Consider the following 15,547-nt stretch of genomic DNA (forward strand, 5'->3'; position numbering starts at 1 on the left):
GTCTGTACAACGCCGCCTTATCCCTTTTCAGCATGCGCAATAAACAAACGCTGACGATTTCCGCGCTTTAAATGCCTGCTTTATGCACTCAGTAATGCGTATCCGGAATGCCTGCTTTATGCACTCAGCAACGCATACCTGAAATGCCTGCTTTATGCACTGAGTAATGCGTACCCGTTATGCCCGCTTTATGCACTCAACAACGCATAACTGAACTACCCGCTTTATGCAGACAGCAATGCGTACGCGACATAATCCTTCCGCTCCTGAATTATCACCTAAAATACATTAATTAAATGGTATTTTCTTTTTGACTGAATTTGGTTAATTTTACGTTGCGTAATTGTAATTTGAAATCAACTATCCCTGTGGTTAATTCGAGAGACGAAAATGATAAAGCTAACGAGTATTGTTATAGCAATCGTCGGTATTGCTATGCTTTACATGGGTGGGAAATTGCTGCTGTTGGGCGGGTCGCCATTCTATGTGGTGATAGCGATTGGCCTGTTGCTGACGGCTATTGCGCTGTTCAAAAATAAAAAAATTGCGCTGTCGATTTATGCAATTTTAATGTGGCTGGTGGTCGCCTGGACCATTTATGAGGTTGGTTTTGATAAGTGGCAGTGGATCCCGCGCGGCGACATTATTGGCCTGCTCGGCGTCTGGCTGGCTTTACCCTGGATTGTACGCCCGTTGTCAAAAGCGCAGGGCGCAGCTAAACCTGCCGGCTTCCATCCTTTTCTCGGCACGACAGTTATCGTTATTATCGCTCTCGTTATCGGTCTGGCTTTCTATGACCCTTATCCGCAGGCAGGCAAGCTGACCAACAAACGCACCCCGGTTGATACCGCCGTGGCGAGCAATGACTGGACGGCCTACGGCGGCACCAGCAACGGCCTGCGCTTCTCCGATCTGAAGCAGATCACTAAGGATAACGTCAGTAATCTGGAAGTGGCCTGGACCTATCACACCGGCGATCTGCGCACCGAAAAGGATGCGACGGAGTACACTTTTGAAGCCACGCCGCTGAAGGTGAACAACACCGTTTATTTCTGTACGCCGCATAATGAAGTTCACGCGCTGAATCCGGAAACCGGCGAGCTGAAGTGGAAATATCAGCCTGCGAAAGATCGTTCTTATCTGCAGCAGCACCAGACCTGTCGCGGCGTCAGCTATTATGCGCCAGAAGCGCAGCCAGCGTCAGCAGCAGAAGCGCCGGCCATGTGCCGCAAGCGCATTTTTAACGCGACGACCGACGCTAAGCTGATCGCGCTGGATGCGGACAGCGGCAAGCCATGCGCTGACTTTGGCGAAAACGGCATCGTTGATTTGCGTGCGAATATGGGCAACATTCGTCCACACGCGCTGATGCAGACCGCTGCACCGCTGGTTGCAGGTAACCTGGTGATCGTTGGCGGCTCGGTGATGGATAACGGCTTTAACAGCGGTAACCCATCCGGCGTTATTCGGGCTTATGACGTCACCAGTGGTCGCCTGGTCTGGAACTTCGATCCGGCTAATCCGCAGCAGACGCAGCCGCTGCTGGCAGGCCAGACCTATCCTCAGGACACGCCGGTTGCGTGGGCTACGCTGAGCGCCGATTTGAAAAATGGCCTGGTGTACGTGCCGTTCGGCAACGCATCGCCAGACGAGCTGGGCAATCGCCGCGACGCTAACAGCAATACAGAGAAGTTCCGCGATACCCTGGTAGCGCTGGATTTAAAAACCGGTGCCTTTAAGTGGCGCTTCCAGTCATCCAAAAACGACCTGTGGGATCGTGATAATCCTTCCCAGCCTTCGCTGCTGGATATCGACTATCAGGGCAGCCGTCAGCCAGTGGTGATCCTGCCAACCAAAACCGGCAACCTGTTTGTACTGAACCGGTTGACCGGTCAGGCCGTCTATCCTGTTAATCAGGTAGATGTTTCTACTACAGGCGGCGTGCAGGGCGAGAAGTTTTCGCCGACTCAGCCCGTTTCGGCGCTGAACTTTATCCCGGATCCGCTGAAAGAGAAGTCGATGTGGGGGCTGACGCCGTTCGATCAGATGGCCTGCCGCATCGAATTTAAATCTATGCGCTATGACGGCAACCCGTGGACGCCTTCTACCGAAGCGGGCACCATTGTCTTCCCCGGCAATATCGGCGTATTTAACTGGGGCTCGGTGGCCATCGATCCGGAACGTCAAATTCTGATCGCTTCGCCGGTACGTCTGGCTTACAAGTACAACCTGATCAAGCGTACCCCAGAAACGGAAAACAAACGTCTGTTTACTAAAGACGGCACGCCATACTGGAACGAGAACTTTGAAGGGGATTACGCGATCCATATTCAGCAGTTCGCCTCCAGCCTGGGGATCCCGTGCATTGCTCCGCCTTGGGGCCGTATGGTCGGTGTCGATCTGACTACCGGTAAAACCGAATGGCTGCGCCGCGTGGGCACTACCAAAAACCTGAAAACCACCTTCCTGCCGGGCCGCTTCCCGATTGGCTTCCCGATGGGCATGGTGGCGCACGGCGGGCCGCTGACTACGGCGGGCGATCTGGTGTTCCATGGCGCAACGGCGGATAACTTCTTCCGCGCTTACGACATCAATACGGGCGAGCTGCTGTGGCAAACCGAGCTGCCGGCAGGTGGTCAGGCGACGCCAGCCACCTATATGGGCGCGGATAACAAGCAGTATGTGATTATCGCCGCAGGCGGTCACGGTTCGCTGGGCACCAAAGCAGGGGACAGCGTTGTCGCCTGGCGCCTGAAGCAATAGTGGCGTAATAAAAACACGGACGGCAGGATGCCGTCCGTTATTCATTTGTTCATAACGATGTCGACATCACCGTCACACCAGCAAAAAACCGCAGCTTTACGTCCGCTCCGTCAGCAAAAAACCTCAGCTTTACGTCCGCTCCGTCAGACAAAAATCAGCTTTGCAGCAGTCAGGCTCAGGATCGCTACCGTAAACATGCAGGCCGTCAGCCACTTAGTCTGTCCGGTTAGCGCTTTATACATCTCGACCCGCAACAGGTTCAGATCGTTCCTGACCTCAGCCAGCTCTTCACGCGTAGCCAGTCCGAGGATATCGCTTTTGGTGGCAAAGGTCTCCATACGTTCAGCCATCACCTGCAGAGCGCTTTTGGTGGCGAAGGTGTCGGCGCGTTCAGCCAGCACCTGCAGATCGCTTTTGGTGGCGAAGGTGTCGGCGCGTTCAGCCAGCACCTGCAGATCGCTTTTAGTGGCAAAGGTGTCGGCGCGTTCAGCCAGCACCTGCAGATCGCTTTTGACAGCGTGCATTTCGGCTCGCGTAGCCAGCTCGCGAATATCGCTTTTAGTGGCGAAGGTGTCGGCACGCGAGGCCAGCGCGTTAAAATCGTTTTTAGTAACGAAAGTTTCGGCCCGCTCGGTTAATATCGCTAAATTGAGCTTTATCTGATGCGTATCCTGTTCCAGCCGGTCAAAACGGTTAACCTGCCTGCTCATCGGCTCTCCTCCCTGTGGTTTATCCCTTGCGCGCGCTCGTTTTTCCTTCCCGGACACGAGCGGCGATTTCCTTAACGCAACGCGATCGTAAAACATAGCAGAACTCCTTTTTCTGTCCTGCCGCTATATTATTGCGGCGAGAGAAGAATGAAAAAGGAATTTACTGCTGCCAGGGAGTTTAACACTGGATATTCGAGATGGCTTCAGCTTTTTGCAACACTGCCATGAGATTTACATTTTTTTCTGAAGCAGCTTCATATTAATGCCCAAATGCCCAAATGCTCAAATGGGCCGCACAGGAAATAACGGGCAGTCGGTATTAATGCTGCCCGTATAATAACGCTAACCCGTTAATTTAAACCTTAACGGTATTCAGCATATAGTCGGCCAGGCGCAGACTCAGCGCGGCGCCGGTCAGCGTCGGGTTCATGCAGGAGGCAGAGGGCATCACGCTGGTGCCGGCGATAAACAGGTTAGGGTGGTCGTGGCTCTGGCACTGTCTGTTAACCACGGAATCAGCCGGATTATCACCCATAATTGTGGTGCCCATAATATGCTGGCGATCCTGATAACCCGTATCAATTTTTGATATATCCGCATTTAGTAGCTGAGCAAATTTATCAAAATCCTTCAGGCCCTGTTCTTTTCCTGCGTGCCAGTAGTCGGTGACGCTGTAATATATTTCTGGTACAGGTATCCCTATTGCGTCCTTTTTGGTTTTGCTGGGGACGATACGATTTTCCACCAGCGGCAGCGTCTCAAAGTCGATAGCGAAATTAAGCGAACGCGCCGACATCCTTTTTAATTCCTCATCCAGCTTTGAGCCGAGCACGCCTTTCTTAATCAGCGAGGCCGCATAGTCCGCCGTTGGCACCGTATTACGCACTTTTATTTTATAGCTGGGGAAATCCTTGCGGAAATCACCGTCGCGATTGTTGAGGTAAACCAGCAGTTCCGTTGGCCCCTGGCCCGGCCAGACATCCTCATTCATCATTACGTTCATGCTGATGCCGGTATGGCCCATCAGATTGCGACCCACCTGGTCGGAGCTGTTGGCAATGCCGTGCGGATAGCGTTCGGAAGCGGACATCAGCAGCAGCTTGGGCGACTCAATCCCGTAGGCGGCCAGCACAAAGTAGTTAGCGGTCAGGTGATGGTTGCTGCCATCGGGACGGCGATACCAGATGCCGCTGATGTTACCTTGCTCATCGGCTTCTATTTTATAAACGACCGAGTTATCCAGCAGCTTCGCGCCGTGACGCTCCGCCTCATCAATATGCATTGAGCCGTCATATTTTGCCGCGATTGGGCAAACCGGATTGCAGTTATTGTTGCCCGCGCAGGCCGGGCGCTGACCATAAGGCCGCGTGGCGCGACCGTTCGGCTCCATCACCGGATGATAGCCGCCTTTGCCCAGCAGGACGGAAAGCCGTTTAAAAAGATAGCTGGGCTCCAGCCCCTTCATCGGAAAAGGCGTGGAGCGCGGCGGCCAGGCTTCGCCGCCGTGTCCGCTCTCATCCTGGCCGTCCATGCCGGACACGCCCAGCTCTCGTTCGGCCTCGCCGTACCAGGGCTCCAGATCCTGATAGGCGATGGGCCAGTCGCGACCGCGGCCATACAGGCTTTGCAGTTTGAAATCGTTCGGGATCATGCGCCACAGCGCGGAGCCAAAATGCCAGGTGGTGCCGCCAACCACGCGCAGGTATTTGGTCGGGTATTTTACCGGGCCGGCCTGCTGTAAGTAGTCGCCATAGGTTGAAGGGACGTGGGGCAAATCGGGATAGGGTGAACCCACGCCCTGGAGTTTCATATTGGTGAGGGACATCTTAAAAGGCGAATTGCGAAAGCGCTCGACGATTTCCTGACGCTTAACGCGCGGGCCGGCTTCGACGATAATCACCGATTTTCCCGCCTTTGCCAGTTGGGTCGCGACCAGACCGCCCATGACGCCGGAGCCAATGACGATCACATCGGCATCGATATTTTTCATTGCTGACCTTCCATTTTAACCGTTTCGGGATTGCTGCCCCAGGAATCCGGGCCGCTGCCATAGGTCGGCACCACCAGAATGCCCTGCGTTGGCTGATACATCATGGCGTCGGCGTAGGCGATAAGTTCGCTTTTCGCACCTTCGCCGACCACGCCGGTGTACCAGCTGCCAATAATCAGCGAGGCGGTGCGGAAAAGCGGCGTATCGCTGGCCGTGGCCTGCAAAAAGTCATCGACGTGGGCAAAGCGCCGTTCGGCGAGATAATCCGCCAGCGCGGCGAAGCGGGACGGGAAATCCGCATAGTGACGCTCCAACGCGGCATAATAACGCTGGCTGAGAATGGCGCTGACCGGGCGGCTGACCAGAAAAGCGGACAGCGCGTTAAAATCGGCGGCAGCGGGCTGCGCGGCAAGCTGACGCGGAAAAAGAGTGGCGCAGCAGGCGCTGAGGGAGAGCGCGGCCATGCCTTTCAGCAGCCGGCGGCGGCCGGGATTAGTGGGCTGCATGTTGCCTCCTGTTTCGACGGCGTAATACAAGGCCCGCGACGATAAGTACCACCACAAGCAGTAACCCCAGTAGCGCGGCGGGACGGGTTAATTTGACCAGTAAAGGCGTATCGCCGCCTTCACGCAGCTGCTTCACCCGTTCAGGCGTAACGACTACCGCCGGATTGCCGAAGTTTTTCAGTACGTAGTTGCTGACGTCAGCAATCTGCCGATCGCTGAGGCGATTGGTAAATTCGGCATCAGGGCCGAAAGCGGGCATAGCGATATCATCCCGCCGAACGCCAAACAGGATGGCGGAAACCAGATTATCGGGCTGAGGCGCGCCGGTGGCCGTGTTGTGAAACAGGGAAGGGTAGCGATCGTTACCCTGACCCTGGGCCTGATGACAGTTGGCACAGCTGCCGCTGAAAACCTGCCAGCCGGGATCGCTTTGCCCGCTCTGGCCGCGCAGCCGCTGTTCGGCATCCGAAGCCTGACCATAGCTGTCGCGAGCGCGGTCGCTGCCGCGGTTGACCGCCGGAACCTGGCGCAACCAGGCGGTAATCGCCTGGATGTCCCCATCGCTAAGATGCGCCAGACCGTGCTCAACCGCTTCCGCCATTGGCCCGGCGGCCTGGGCTTTGGCGATATGCCCGGTTTTCAGGTAGCGCGCCAGCTCGTCGTGGCTCCAGCTGCCGATGCCGGACTGCGCATCAGGCGTGATATTGGGCGCATACCAGCTACCCAGGCTGCTGCCGGAAAAGGCGCGATCGTTGTCCTGCGCCAGCAAAAAATTACGCGGCGTATGGCAGGTATCGCAGTGGGCCAGCGCGTTGACCAGATAGTCGCCGCGATTGATCTCCGGCGACTTATCCGGCTGCGGCACAAAGCGCTGGTTCTCCGCGAACAGCCAGTTCCAGACCAGCATTGACGCGCGGATGCTGAAGGGAAAAGGCAGGTGCGTCTGCGGCGCGGCGCGATCCACCGGCGCAACGCCGTGCATAAAATAGTGATACAGGGCGTGAATATCCTCGTCGCTGATTTTGTTGTAGGCGGTATAAGGCATAGCGGGATAGAGATGGCGCCCCTGTTTATCGATGCCTTCACGCACTGCCCGCGCAAACTCCGCCTCGCTGTATTCGCCGATGCCGTAACGGGTTGAGGGCGTAATATTACTGGCATAGATATCACCCAGCGGTGAGTGGATCGCATAGCCGCCCGCCATCGGCGCGCCCTGCTGTGGCGACGTGTGGCAGGCGCCGCAGTCGGCGGCCAGCGCAAGATATTTTCCCTTAGCGATAAGATCTTGATCACCCGAAGGCTGCACGGCGGCAGACGTTATCCCGGTGAAAAGGATCAGGCTCATCGCCAAAGGCAGACTTAATCGTCTCACCTGACATGCTCCTGTAAAAAGAAAAATGCTGCCGCCCTGTAGCCGGGCGGTTCGTCATCATGGACAGGGGCAAACGGCCGTGCCGCGTGCCCTCAATCGGGTTAAAGCAGCTCGTAATCGTTAAAGATCAGCGGCGTTTCTCCGCCGTTGATCAGTTCTACCTGGCCTGGCTGGGTCAGGATGGCGTCGCCGCGATGCAGCCAGACTTCTTTATTGTGGTTAGGCTGACCGGGCACCGACTCCAGCAGGCGGCCTTCGGTAAAAAAGACGCGGACGCCCGGCCCGTGTTGGCTATAGAGCGTGGTGCTTTCGCCCGGTTGCAGAGTGACTTTCCAGCCCTTGACCGTTTTTTTATCCAGCACCTGCTGGAATTCGGGCAGCTCAGGCCGGGTCGCGCCGCCAAAGTTTTGCGGGCCGTTCTGTTTAATCTCAAAAGCCACCTGATGGTTCAGCGTGGTGCCGGTGTTGGTGACCTTATCGGTATCGGATTTGCCCTGATGCGCGCCGAACTTCACATTGCCGGTTTTCATCTCGGTATCTTTAGCCGGCTCGTTGGGATAGGAAATATGCACCAGGCTGCCGTTGATATGGGTGTTCACATAATCCAGGTGCTGTTCATGAAACAGCGTGGACTGGCCGGGGCGGATCATGACGCGCATCACGGTGACGTACTGATTTTCCAGGATCACGTGATGCAGCGGCTCCAGATCGGTGGCGACCACTTTTTCCGCGGCGTGTCCGGCTGGTACCGTCAGGGCGAACAGGCCCGTAGCGCACAGGGCGGAAAGGAAGGGATGTCTGCGTTTCATACTCTCTCCTGTTATGACTGCCATTCAGGCCCGTCCGGGCCCGTAGTAATTACTCTTCGACCAGCGATACCCAGTTGGCGCCTTTGCCCGTGGCATAACGGCCGTTCAGCGTCAGCGCGCCGGAGGTCGGATCGATAGAGTAGAGCGAAAGCTGGGTCGATTTTTGTCCGGACTCGATCAGAAAGCGCCCGCTGCTGTCGATAGCGAAGCCGCGCGGCTGCTGCTCGGTTTTAATGCTGGTGAGGTAAGTCAGATGCCCGTCATGGGGATCGACGGAAAAAGAGGACAGGGTGCTGCTGGTGCGCTCGGTGGAATAAAGAAAGCGACCGTCCGGCGTGATATGGATATCCGCCTGCCAGATGCGTGGCTTATGCGAAGGCGGCAGATCGTCGTCACCCGTTAGCGGTCGCGCTTCACCGCGCTGCATATCTTCTTTGGGCGAGACGGAATTTACCGTTGCAACCGGCGTCGTGGTGCCGTCGGCGTTCAGCGTCAGCTGGCTGATATTGCCCGCCATTTCGGTCAGCACGTAGAGGCTGCGCTTGCCCTGTTTGTCCACGTTGGGCGCAATAACAAAATGCCTTGGGCCGGTTGCCGCCTCGCTCTGAATATTGACGAAGGGCGGATCGTTGGGCGTTACCTTGCCGCTGGCGGCGTCAAAGCGGTATTGCAACAGCTGATCGGCACCCAGCAGCGTGACGAACAGGAAATGGTTGCCGGGATCGACCTGAATAGCGTGCGCGCGCTTGCCGGTGTGCACGACCTGTACCGGCTGCGCCTGCACCTGACCGTTGCTGTCGATGCGATTAATGCTGAACAAGTCGCCGCCGTAAGAGGCGCTCAGCAAAAAGCGCCCCTGCTTATCCAGCGAGATATAGGCCATGCTCTCCGGCAGCGGCGACTGGCTGGCCTTAACCAGCTGGCCATCGGGCTGGATATGATAAGCCACCACGCTGTAAGGCTTGCTGCGTACCGAGACATAAAGCATTTTCTTATCGGGTGAGACAACGGAAGACATCGCCTTTGCGCCCGCCGGGAAACTGCCGATCGGTACCAGCGCTTTTTTCGCTTTATCCAGCTGGTAGCCGGTAACGGTGCCGCTTTCGGCATTGGAAACATACACCAGGCTTTGCGCCTGAGCCGCGCCCGTCAGGGCTGCCAGAGAAAGCAGCACGCCTGCGTAAATTTTTTTCATTATTATTTCCTTGTAGGGTAAAAAGCCTTACCAGCGCGCGGCGAAAACTTCGCACAGTTCCGCGACGTCGCTGTCGCCGAGCGGCTGGGGTTTCACCGCTGCCTGCCGCCACAGGCGGGCGGTTTCTTCCAGCTCTTCCAGCGCGAAACAGGCGGAGAGCACCGAACGGCCCCAGACGACCGGGCCAAGCCGTTCCAGCATCACGCCGCGCACTTCGCAGGCGAGTTGAGCCACCTGTTCCGCCACCTGCGGCGCGCCGGGACGGCAGTAGCGGATCAGCGGAATGCGGCCGACCTTCATCACCTGGTAAGGCGTGATCGGCGGCAGAATGCATTCCGGCTGCCAGACCCCTTCCAGCGTCAGCCCGACCAGGTTAGTGGAATGCGTATGCACCACGCCCTGAACCTCCGGGTTACGGTCGTAAACCTGACGGTGCAGCAGCAGCGTTTTCGAAGGCTTATCGCCCGACAGCCATTCGCCTTCACGACTGACCTTAGCGATCTGCTGCGGCACCAGGCGACCCAGGCAGGCATCGGTAGGGGTGATCAGCCAGCCATCTTCCAGACGAGCGCTAATATTTCCTGCGGTGCCGACGGTATAGCCGCGCTCGTAAAGGCTTCTGCCTGCCTGGCAGATCTCTTCGCGCAGCTGCTGTTCAGTAGTCATTGCTTCTCTCCGCATCCGGGTTAAATTTTGTGATCGGCCGTCATTACCTTACCGGCCGTTTCGTCTTTTTTTATCGCCAGCGGCTCCACTTTGCCCATGATGAACATAAAGTTAAGCGCGCCGAACAGGCAGATACCGCCCGCCACCAGCAGCGGCACCACGAAAGAGCCGTGGCTGAGGGTCAGCATCAGTCCGGTAAAGGAGGCGGTGACGATCCCGGCCAGATTGCCGGCAAAGTTTTGAATGCCGCCCAGGGTGCCGACATAGCCCGCGCTGGGCGCGACGTCGGCGGGCAGGGTCCAGATATTGGCGGCGGTAAAGGCCAGGCCTGCGTAGGTCAGTGAGAACAGCGTCAGGATCACCGGGATACTGTTGGTGAAAGCGGCGAAGGCGATCACCGAAGAAAGCAGCATGCCGCCAATCAGGCAGGATTTACGGGCGGTGGTCAGCGAAAAGCCCCGGCGATAGAGCCAGTCGGAGGTCAGGCCGCCCAGCAGGCTGCCGGGGATGCCCATCAGCGCCGGGATCGCGCCCAGCGTGCCCAGCTCCTTCAGCGAAAAGCCATGCGCCATGGTCAGGTAGGTCGGAAACCAGGTGACGAAGAAGTAGGTAGCAAAGTTCATGCAGAAGAAACCGATCATCATTCCCCAGACGGTGCGGTAGCGGAACAGACCGGCGATATGCACTTTTTCGTTTTTCCCCAGCGTCTGTACGCTGCGGTCGGCCAGCAGATTCTGGCGCTCCTGCTCCTTCAGGCCTTTCATCTCCTCCGGTTCACGGTAGAAAACCAGCCAGATAGCTACCCAGATCAGCCCCAGCGCGCCGGTGACGATAAACGAGGTTTCCCAGTCCCAGGTGCTGATCAGCCAGGCGACCAGCGGCAGGGCGATGGCGCTGCCCGCGCGCGGGCCAGCATCGAAGATACCGCTGGCGGTGGCGCGCTCCTTTTTGGCGAACCAGGAGTAAACCACCTTGGCGCAGCCCGGATAGCCGCCCGATTCGCCCAGGCCCAGCATCAGACGCGAGGCGAAAATGGAGGTAAAGCCGCGGCCAAAAGCGGTAAACACGGTAAACAGCGACCACCAGCCTACGGCGATAGCCAGGCCGGTGCGCGCGCCCAGGCGGTCAATCAGTCGGCCAGCCGGGATCTGCATCAGCGCATAGGTCCAGAAAAAAGCGCCAAGGATCAGCCCCATGCTGGTGTCGTCCAGCCCGAGATCTTTTTTGATATGTGGGGCGGCGATGGCTAAATTAATGCGATCTATGTAGTTGATGGCGATGGCGAAAAAGCAGAACGCGATCATCAGCCAGCGGATCTGCGGGTATCTACGCATGGTGAATTCCTTTATGATTTCGGGGCCGTAATGCACGAGCGCGCCCGCCTTAATGTTATGGTTAAGTAAAGTTCTTTCAGTATTTGATAATATGATGTTAAAAGTAAGCGATTACAAAATTCAGTCAAGCAAAAAGTAAGCGCTTTCAAATAGAGGTATTGGTTGTCTGTAAATTTTGTGGGCAACGTCACTAATTTCGCTCTGGAGTCTGAAGATGTCCGATAAGCCATCGCCATCCGCCCGCGTTTCGCTGGACGATGTCGCCCTGCGTGCGGGGGTATCCACCGCTACCGTTTCACGAGTGCTGAACGGCAGCGCCTCCGTCCGTCCGTCGCGCCGGGAGGCGGTTGAGCGCGCCTGCGAAGAGCTGGGCTATGTCATTAACCGCGCCGCCCGCACGCTGGCTTCTCGCCGCAGCATGACCATTGGTGCGGTAGTGCCGACGCTGGCGACGGAAACCTTTTCCCGGCCGCTGGCGGCTTTCCAGCAGCAGATCCATCAGTCCGGCTATACCATGTTGCTGGCCAGCTCCGATTTCGATCCCGATACCGAGCTGAAAGAGGTCAATAAGCTGGTGGAATACGGCATCGATGCGCTGATGCTGGTGGGCAACAGCCACCACCCGCGCCTGTGGGAGCGCATCACTCAACAGAATATTCCCTGTATCCAGACCTTTTCCGTGGACGCGCGCTATCCCAGCGTGGGCTACGACAACGAGCTGGCGGCAGGCGAGCTGACCGCGCACCTGCTGGCGCTGGGGCATAAAGTCTTTGCCGTGATCGTCGGGACGCCGCCGTCCAACGATCGCGTTTCCGATCGTATTACCGGCACGCGGCAGGCGCTGGCAGCGGCGGGGCTGACGCTGGACGAGGCCAATCTGATCAACAGCGCCTTTACCATGAACGAAGCGCGCGAGGCGATGTTCCGCCTGCTGGACGGGGCAAATCCGCCGACGGCGGTGATCTGCGGTAACGATCTGCTGGCCTTTGGCGCGATGCGGGCGGCCAGCGAGCGCTATCTGCGCATCCCGAACGATATTTCGATTACCGGCTTCAATGACTATGAATATGCCGAGCATTTGGAGCATCCGCTGACCACCATGCGCGTGGAGCTGGATCGCATCGGTGAGGTCGCGGCAGACTATCTGCTCGCCACGCTGAATGGCGAAACCGCGCCCGTGCAGACCCTGCTTAAACCCGAGCTGATCGTGCGCGGCAGCACCGGCTCCGCACCGCGCGCCGCCAAAGGCTAAACCGTGCGCCGCTTAGTTCCGCGCCGTCGGTGCGCAGGCCGAAAAAGTCTGCCGGGCGCCGCTCAGCCTCGTGCCGTTAGTGCGTAGACCGCTAAAGACTGCCAAGCGCCGCTTAGTTCCGCGCCGTCAGCCCGTAGTCCGCAAAGGCCTGCATTGCCTCTTTTTCTCGTAAAAAATTGAGCAGGGCGGCGGCGGCCTCTGGCCTGGCCGCCCGGTTAAAAACGCCGCCGGAAAAGGAGAGCACCTTCTGCGCGCCCGGCGGCAGCGGGCCAATGACCTTGATCCCTTTCACCATCAGCAGCTCGCTGATTTGCTGAACGGCGATATCCGCCGTGCCCTCCAGCAGCTGCGCGGCGGTAAAACCTTCTGCGATAGTGGTGGCGCGCGCGTTGATCGCCTCTTCAATCCCTAATTGTTTTAACAGCGCCTGAAAATAGATGCCGCTTGCGCCGCCCAGCGAATAAGCCACCGATTTCGCCGCCAGCAGCGCCCGGGTAAACGACGCCACGCTGCTGATATCGGGCAAAACGGCATCGGGCAGCATCGCCAGGCCAAGCGGCGAATCCACCAGCTCCACCCGGCTGTCGGCCGCCACCACGCCCTGGTCGATAAGCCTGTCCATCGCCTCTTTGGTCACGATGACCGCGTCCGCCGTTGCGCCGTCGGCAATATTTTTTTCAATAACCGAGGTTGGCTTCCAGTCAATAGTCAGCGGGTCGCCGTGGCTACGCAGCCAGGCCTGTTCCACGGCGGCGAAGGGCGCGCGAATAGCCAGCACGCTGAAAAGACGAAGTGTTCCGTTGCTCATAACCTGTTCCTTAGCCTGTTTTACGCAGATAGCTGCTGTCCAGCTCGCCGGGCGTGCGAACGCCGATCAGCGCCAGATCGCGATCAATTTCATCACGCAGAATATGCATGGCGTGCTCCACGCCCGCCTGGCCGCCGATGACGGCGCCGTAAAGGAACGGTCTGCCCAGGAAGACAAAATCCGCGCCCAGCGCCATCGCTTTCATTACGTCGGTGCCGCGCCGGATCCCGCTGTCGATAATGACCTTCATCGCGCCTTTTTTCGCCGCAATCTCCGGCAGAGTCAGCAGCGGCGGCACGGTATGATCCAGCTGGCGACCGCCGTGATTGGACAGGATCACCGCATCCGCGCCCAGATCGCGGGCGATAAAGGCGTCTTCCGGCGACATCAGGCCTTTGATTACCAGGTTGCCGCGCCATTTTTTGCGTATTGCCTCGACGTTTTTCCAGTTGAGTTTGTCGCGGGCGTGTGTATTGCGTACCTTGCTGGACATCATCGGCGGCCCGCGCTCGGCATCGGTATTTTCAAAATGCGGCGCGCCGTGGCGCAGAAAGGTTTGCGCAACCGTGCCCAGCAGCCAGCGTGGGTTCATGGCGCTTTGCAGCGCGACCTTCGGCGTAATTTTAATCGGCATACTGAAGCCGCTGCGCGTGTTGTGCTCGCGATTGCCCAGCATCGGCGTATCGCCGGTGACCACCAGTGTCTGGTAGCCCGCCGCGGCGACGCGATCCAGCAGCCTGTCGATACGTGGCTGATCGCCCGCCAGATAGGCCTGAAACCAGGCGTCTGGGTTGGCAGCGTGGACATCCTCCAGCTTGATTAGCGACGAGGCGCTAAGGATCATCGGCACGTTCATCGCCCTGGCCGCTTTCGCCAGCGCGATATCCGCCTGGTAAGCGACAAAAGAGGCGCCGCCAAGAGGCGCAACGCCGAAAGGATGGTGGTAGGTGTGGCCAAACAGGGTGGTGCGCTGATCGCGGCCGGAGACATCACGGAACATGCGCGGCACAAAAGTGTATTGACGGTAGGCCTCGAAATTACCGGCAATTCCACGGCCCGTTTCGACACCGCCCGCCACGTATTGATAAATCATATCCGGCAGGCGGCGCCGGGCGTGTCGTTCAAAATCATCCAGCGCCAGCAAATCGCGAAAATGACGGGGCACCTTCTTCAGCGCCGGATTGCCGACGGTAGGCGCCGCACCTGGCGGGACGATGGCGGCAGAAGGAGTATTAGCAGATGAAGTCATAAGCGTTCTCGGATCCAGGGGTTAGACGCACAGCGTCATAAACGGATAAAGACAATTTATTTTGTAAGCGCTTTCAATTCTGGCTAATCATCTCTAACATTTCAATAACAGTCTGGCTGCATTATCGCCTATTTATGTGACGGAGTTCACTTTACAGCGACATTTGTAAGCCCTTACATTAGGTCATCGCCGTGCGCTCGGCCGACGCCTTCCAGGAGAAGCTCATGAACAGAATTGTTTTACTGCACGCCACACCGGTAGCGATGGCGCCTATTCATACCGCATTCAGCGAGGTCTGGCCGGAGGCGGAAACGGTCAACCTGCTTGATGACGGGCTTTCTCTCGATCGCGCCAGAGAAAGTGAGCTTTCCGTCGGGATGATCGACCGCTTTGTGCAGCTGGGAAAATATGGCTTTGCCCAGCAGGCGCAGGGCATTTTAATTACCTGTTCCGCGTTTGGCCCGGCCATCGACCGTTTAAGCGAAGAACTGCCGGTGCCGGTGCATAAACCGAATGAAGCAATGTTTATGGAGGCGGTGGCGCAGGGTAACCATATCGGCATGCTGGCGACTTTTGGCCCGGCGGTGAAAACCATGACCGAGGAATTCGATGACTACGTGGCGCAGCAGGGCTCGAAAGCGAAGCTGACCACGGTGCTGGTGGAGGACGCCATCGATCTGCTGAAAAGAGGCGATGCGGAGAGTCATAACCGCCTGGTGGCGGCGCGGGCGAAAGAGCTGGCGCACTGCGACGTGATTATGCTGGCGCATTTTTCTACTTCCCGCGCGGCCGAGAGCGTGCGTCAGCAGGTCACGATCCCGGTGCTGACCGCACCGCACGCCGCCGTTAAACGCATGAAGGCCAGCGTACTTGCTGCGGCTAAGGGGTAAAGG

General features: G+C 57.8%; 13 protein-coding genes. 3 read left to right on the top strand and 10 right to left on the bottom strand.

Annotated elements, in window-relative coordinates:
- The first annotated feature begins 390 nt into the window (after window positions 1–390).
- Entirely contained in the window at window positions 391–2,763 is a 2,373-nt protein-coding gene (locus ACVWZ0_RS10955) for a membrane-bound PQQ-dependent dehydrogenase, glucose/quinate/shikimate family (RefSeq protein WP_253454262.1), read from the top strand.
- A 143-nt stretch (window positions 2,764–2,906) separates the two neighbouring features.
- Here the strand turns inward: ACVWZ0_RS10955 and ACVWZ0_RS10960 are convergent, their stop codons facing one another.
- From ACVWZ0_RS10960 to ACVWZ0_RS10995, 8 genes are all read right to left on the bottom strand, one after another.
- Entirely contained in the window at window positions 2,907–3,473 is a 567-nt protein-coding gene (locus ACVWZ0_RS10960) for a hypothetical protein (protein WP_253454261.1), read from the bottom strand.
- A 355-nt stretch (window positions 3,474–3,828) separates the two neighbouring features.
- Window positions 3,829–5,463, bottom strand: a complete 1,635-nt coding sequence (locus tag ACVWZ0_RS10965; protein ID WP_253454260.1) for a GMC family oxidoreductase — start codon at window positions 5,461–5,463, stop codon at window positions 3,829–3,831.
- The gene (locus tag ACVWZ0_RS10970; protein ID WP_253454258.1) at window positions 5,460–5,969 is read right to left on the bottom strand and encodes a sorbitol dehydrogenase family protein; all 510 of its coding nucleotides are present in this window, start codon (window positions 5,967–5,969) and stop codon (window positions 5,460–5,462) included. The genes ACVWZ0_RS10965 and ACVWZ0_RS10970 overlap by 4 nt, the downstream gene beginning before the upstream one ends.
- Window positions 5,956–7,314: a c-type cytochrome gene (locus ACVWZ0_RS10975; protein ID WP_301289708.1), complete on the bottom strand. Its 1,359-nt coding sequence runs from the start codon at window positions 7,312–7,314 to the stop codon at window positions 5,956–5,958. The genes ACVWZ0_RS10970 and ACVWZ0_RS10975 overlap by 14 nt, the downstream gene beginning before the upstream one ends.
- A 128-nt stretch (window positions 7,315–7,442) precedes the next feature.
- Complete coding sequence (locus tag ACVWZ0_RS10980) at window positions 7,443–8,150, bottom strand: hypothetical protein (RefSeq protein ID WP_253454255.1); 708 nt, start codon at window positions 8,148–8,150, stop codon at window positions 7,443–7,445.
- Window positions 8,151–8,199: 49 nt separating this feature from the next.
- Window positions 8,200–9,345 carry a lactonase family protein gene (locus tag ACVWZ0_RS10985; RefSeq protein WP_253454253.1) on the bottom strand — a complete coding sequence of 382 codons (1,146 nt, stop codon included), beginning with the start codon at window positions 9,343–9,345 and terminating at the stop codon, window positions 8,200–8,202.
- Between the two features lie 27 nt (window positions 9,346–9,372).
- Window positions 9,373–10,011, bottom strand: a complete 639-nt coding sequence (gene otnC, locus ACVWZ0_RS10990; protein ID WP_253454251.1) for a 3-oxo-tetronate 4-phosphate decarboxylase — start codon at window positions 10,009–10,011, stop codon at window positions 9,373–9,375.
- A 20-nt stretch (window positions 10,012–10,031) separates the two neighbouring features.
- Complete coding sequence (locus tag ACVWZ0_RS10995; protein WP_253454249.1) at window positions 10,032–11,345, bottom strand: MFS transporter; 1,314 nt, start codon at window positions 11,343–11,345, stop codon at window positions 10,032–10,034.
- Between the two features lie 214 nt (window positions 11,346–11,559).
- Here ACVWZ0_RS10995 and ACVWZ0_RS11000 point away from each other — a divergent pair, with 214 nt between their 5' ends.
- Window positions 11,560–12,597, top strand: coding sequence for a LacI family DNA-binding transcriptional regulator (locus ACVWZ0_RS11000; protein ID WP_253454247.1), 1,038 nt, complete (start codon window positions 11,560–11,562; stop codon window positions 12,595–12,597).
- A 112-nt stretch (window positions 12,598–12,709) separates the two neighbouring features.
- On the opposite strand, the gene ACVWZ0_RS11005 is transcribed toward ACVWZ0_RS11000, so the two are convergent.
- Together ACVWZ0_RS11005 and ACVWZ0_RS11010 are read right to left on the bottom strand one after the other, a co-directional pair.
- A complete protein-coding gene (locus tag ACVWZ0_RS11005; RefSeq protein WP_253454245.1) occupies window positions 12,710–13,405 on the bottom strand; it encodes a molybdate ABC transporter substrate-binding protein in 696 nt (231 codons plus the stop codon).
- Between the two features lie 10 nt (window positions 13,406–13,415).
- A complete protein-coding gene (locus tag ACVWZ0_RS11010) occupies window positions 13,416–14,654 on the bottom strand; it encodes an alpha-hydroxy acid oxidase (protein ID WP_253454243.1) in 1,239 nt (412 codons plus the stop codon).
- A gap of 224 nt (window positions 14,655–14,878) precedes the next feature.
- On the opposite strand from ACVWZ0_RS11010, the gene ACVWZ0_RS11015 reads away from it, so the two are divergent.
- Window positions 14,879–15,544 (top strand): aspartate/glutamate racemase family protein, encoded by a 666-nt coding sequence (locus ACVWZ0_RS11015; RefSeq protein WP_253454241.1) that lies wholly within the window; start codon window positions 14,879–14,881, stop codon window positions 15,542–15,544.
- The last annotated feature ends 3 nt before the right edge of the window (window positions 15,545–15,547 follow it).

This window comes from Erwinia sp. TECH1 (assembly GCF_054057575.1).

Excerpts from the sequence above, each read along its gene's own strand:
- ACVWZ0_RS10955 (WP_253454262.1), top strand. The coding sequence starts at position 391 with ATGATAAAGCTAACGAGTATTGTTATAGCAATCGTCGGTATTGCTATG.
- ACVWZ0_RS10960 (WP_253454261.1), bottom strand. The coding sequence starts at position 3,473 with ATGAGCAGGCAGGTTAACCGTTTTGACCGGCTGGAACAGGATACGCAT.
- ACVWZ0_RS10965 (WP_253454260.1), bottom strand. The coding sequence starts at position 5,463 with ATGAAAAATATCGATGCCGATGTGATCGTCATTGGCTCCGGCGTCATG.
- ACVWZ0_RS10970 (WP_253454258.1), bottom strand. The coding sequence starts at position 5,969 with ATGCAGCCCACTAATCCCGGCCGCCGCCGGCTGCTGAAAGGCATGGCC.
- ACVWZ0_RS10975 (WP_301289708.1), bottom strand. The coding sequence starts at position 7,314 with ATGAGCCTGATCCTTTTCACCGGGATAACGTCTGCCGCCGTGCAGCCT.
- ACVWZ0_RS10980 (WP_253454255.1), bottom strand. The coding sequence starts at position 8,150 with ATGAAACGCAGACATCCCTTCCTTTCCGCCCTGTGCGCTACGGGCCTG.
- ACVWZ0_RS10985 (WP_253454253.1), bottom strand. The coding sequence starts at position 9,345 with ATGAAAAAAATTTACGCAGGCGTGCTGCTTTCTCTGGCAGCCCTGACG.
- otnC (WP_253454251.1), bottom strand. The coding sequence starts at position 10,011 with ATGACTACTGAACAGCAGCTGCGCGAAGAGATCTGCCAGGCAGGCAGA.
- ACVWZ0_RS10995 (WP_253454249.1), bottom strand. The coding sequence starts at position 11,345 with ATGCGTAGATACCCGCAGATCCGCTGGCTGATGATCGCGTTCTGCTTT.
- ACVWZ0_RS11000 (WP_253454247.1), top strand. The coding sequence starts at position 11,560 with ATGTCCGATAAGCCATCGCCATCCGCCCGCGTTTCGCTGGACGATGTC.
- ACVWZ0_RS11005 (WP_253454245.1), bottom strand. The coding sequence starts at position 13,405 with ATGAGCAACGGAACACTTCGTCTTTTCAGCGTGCTGGCTATTCGCGCG.
- ACVWZ0_RS11010 (WP_253454243.1), bottom strand. The coding sequence starts at position 14,654 with ATGACTTCATCTGCTAATACTCCTTCTGCCGCCATCGTCCCGCCAGGT.
- ACVWZ0_RS11015 (WP_253454241.1), top strand. The coding sequence starts at position 14,879 with ATGAACAGAATTGTTTTACTGCACGCCACACCGGTAGCGATGGCGCCT.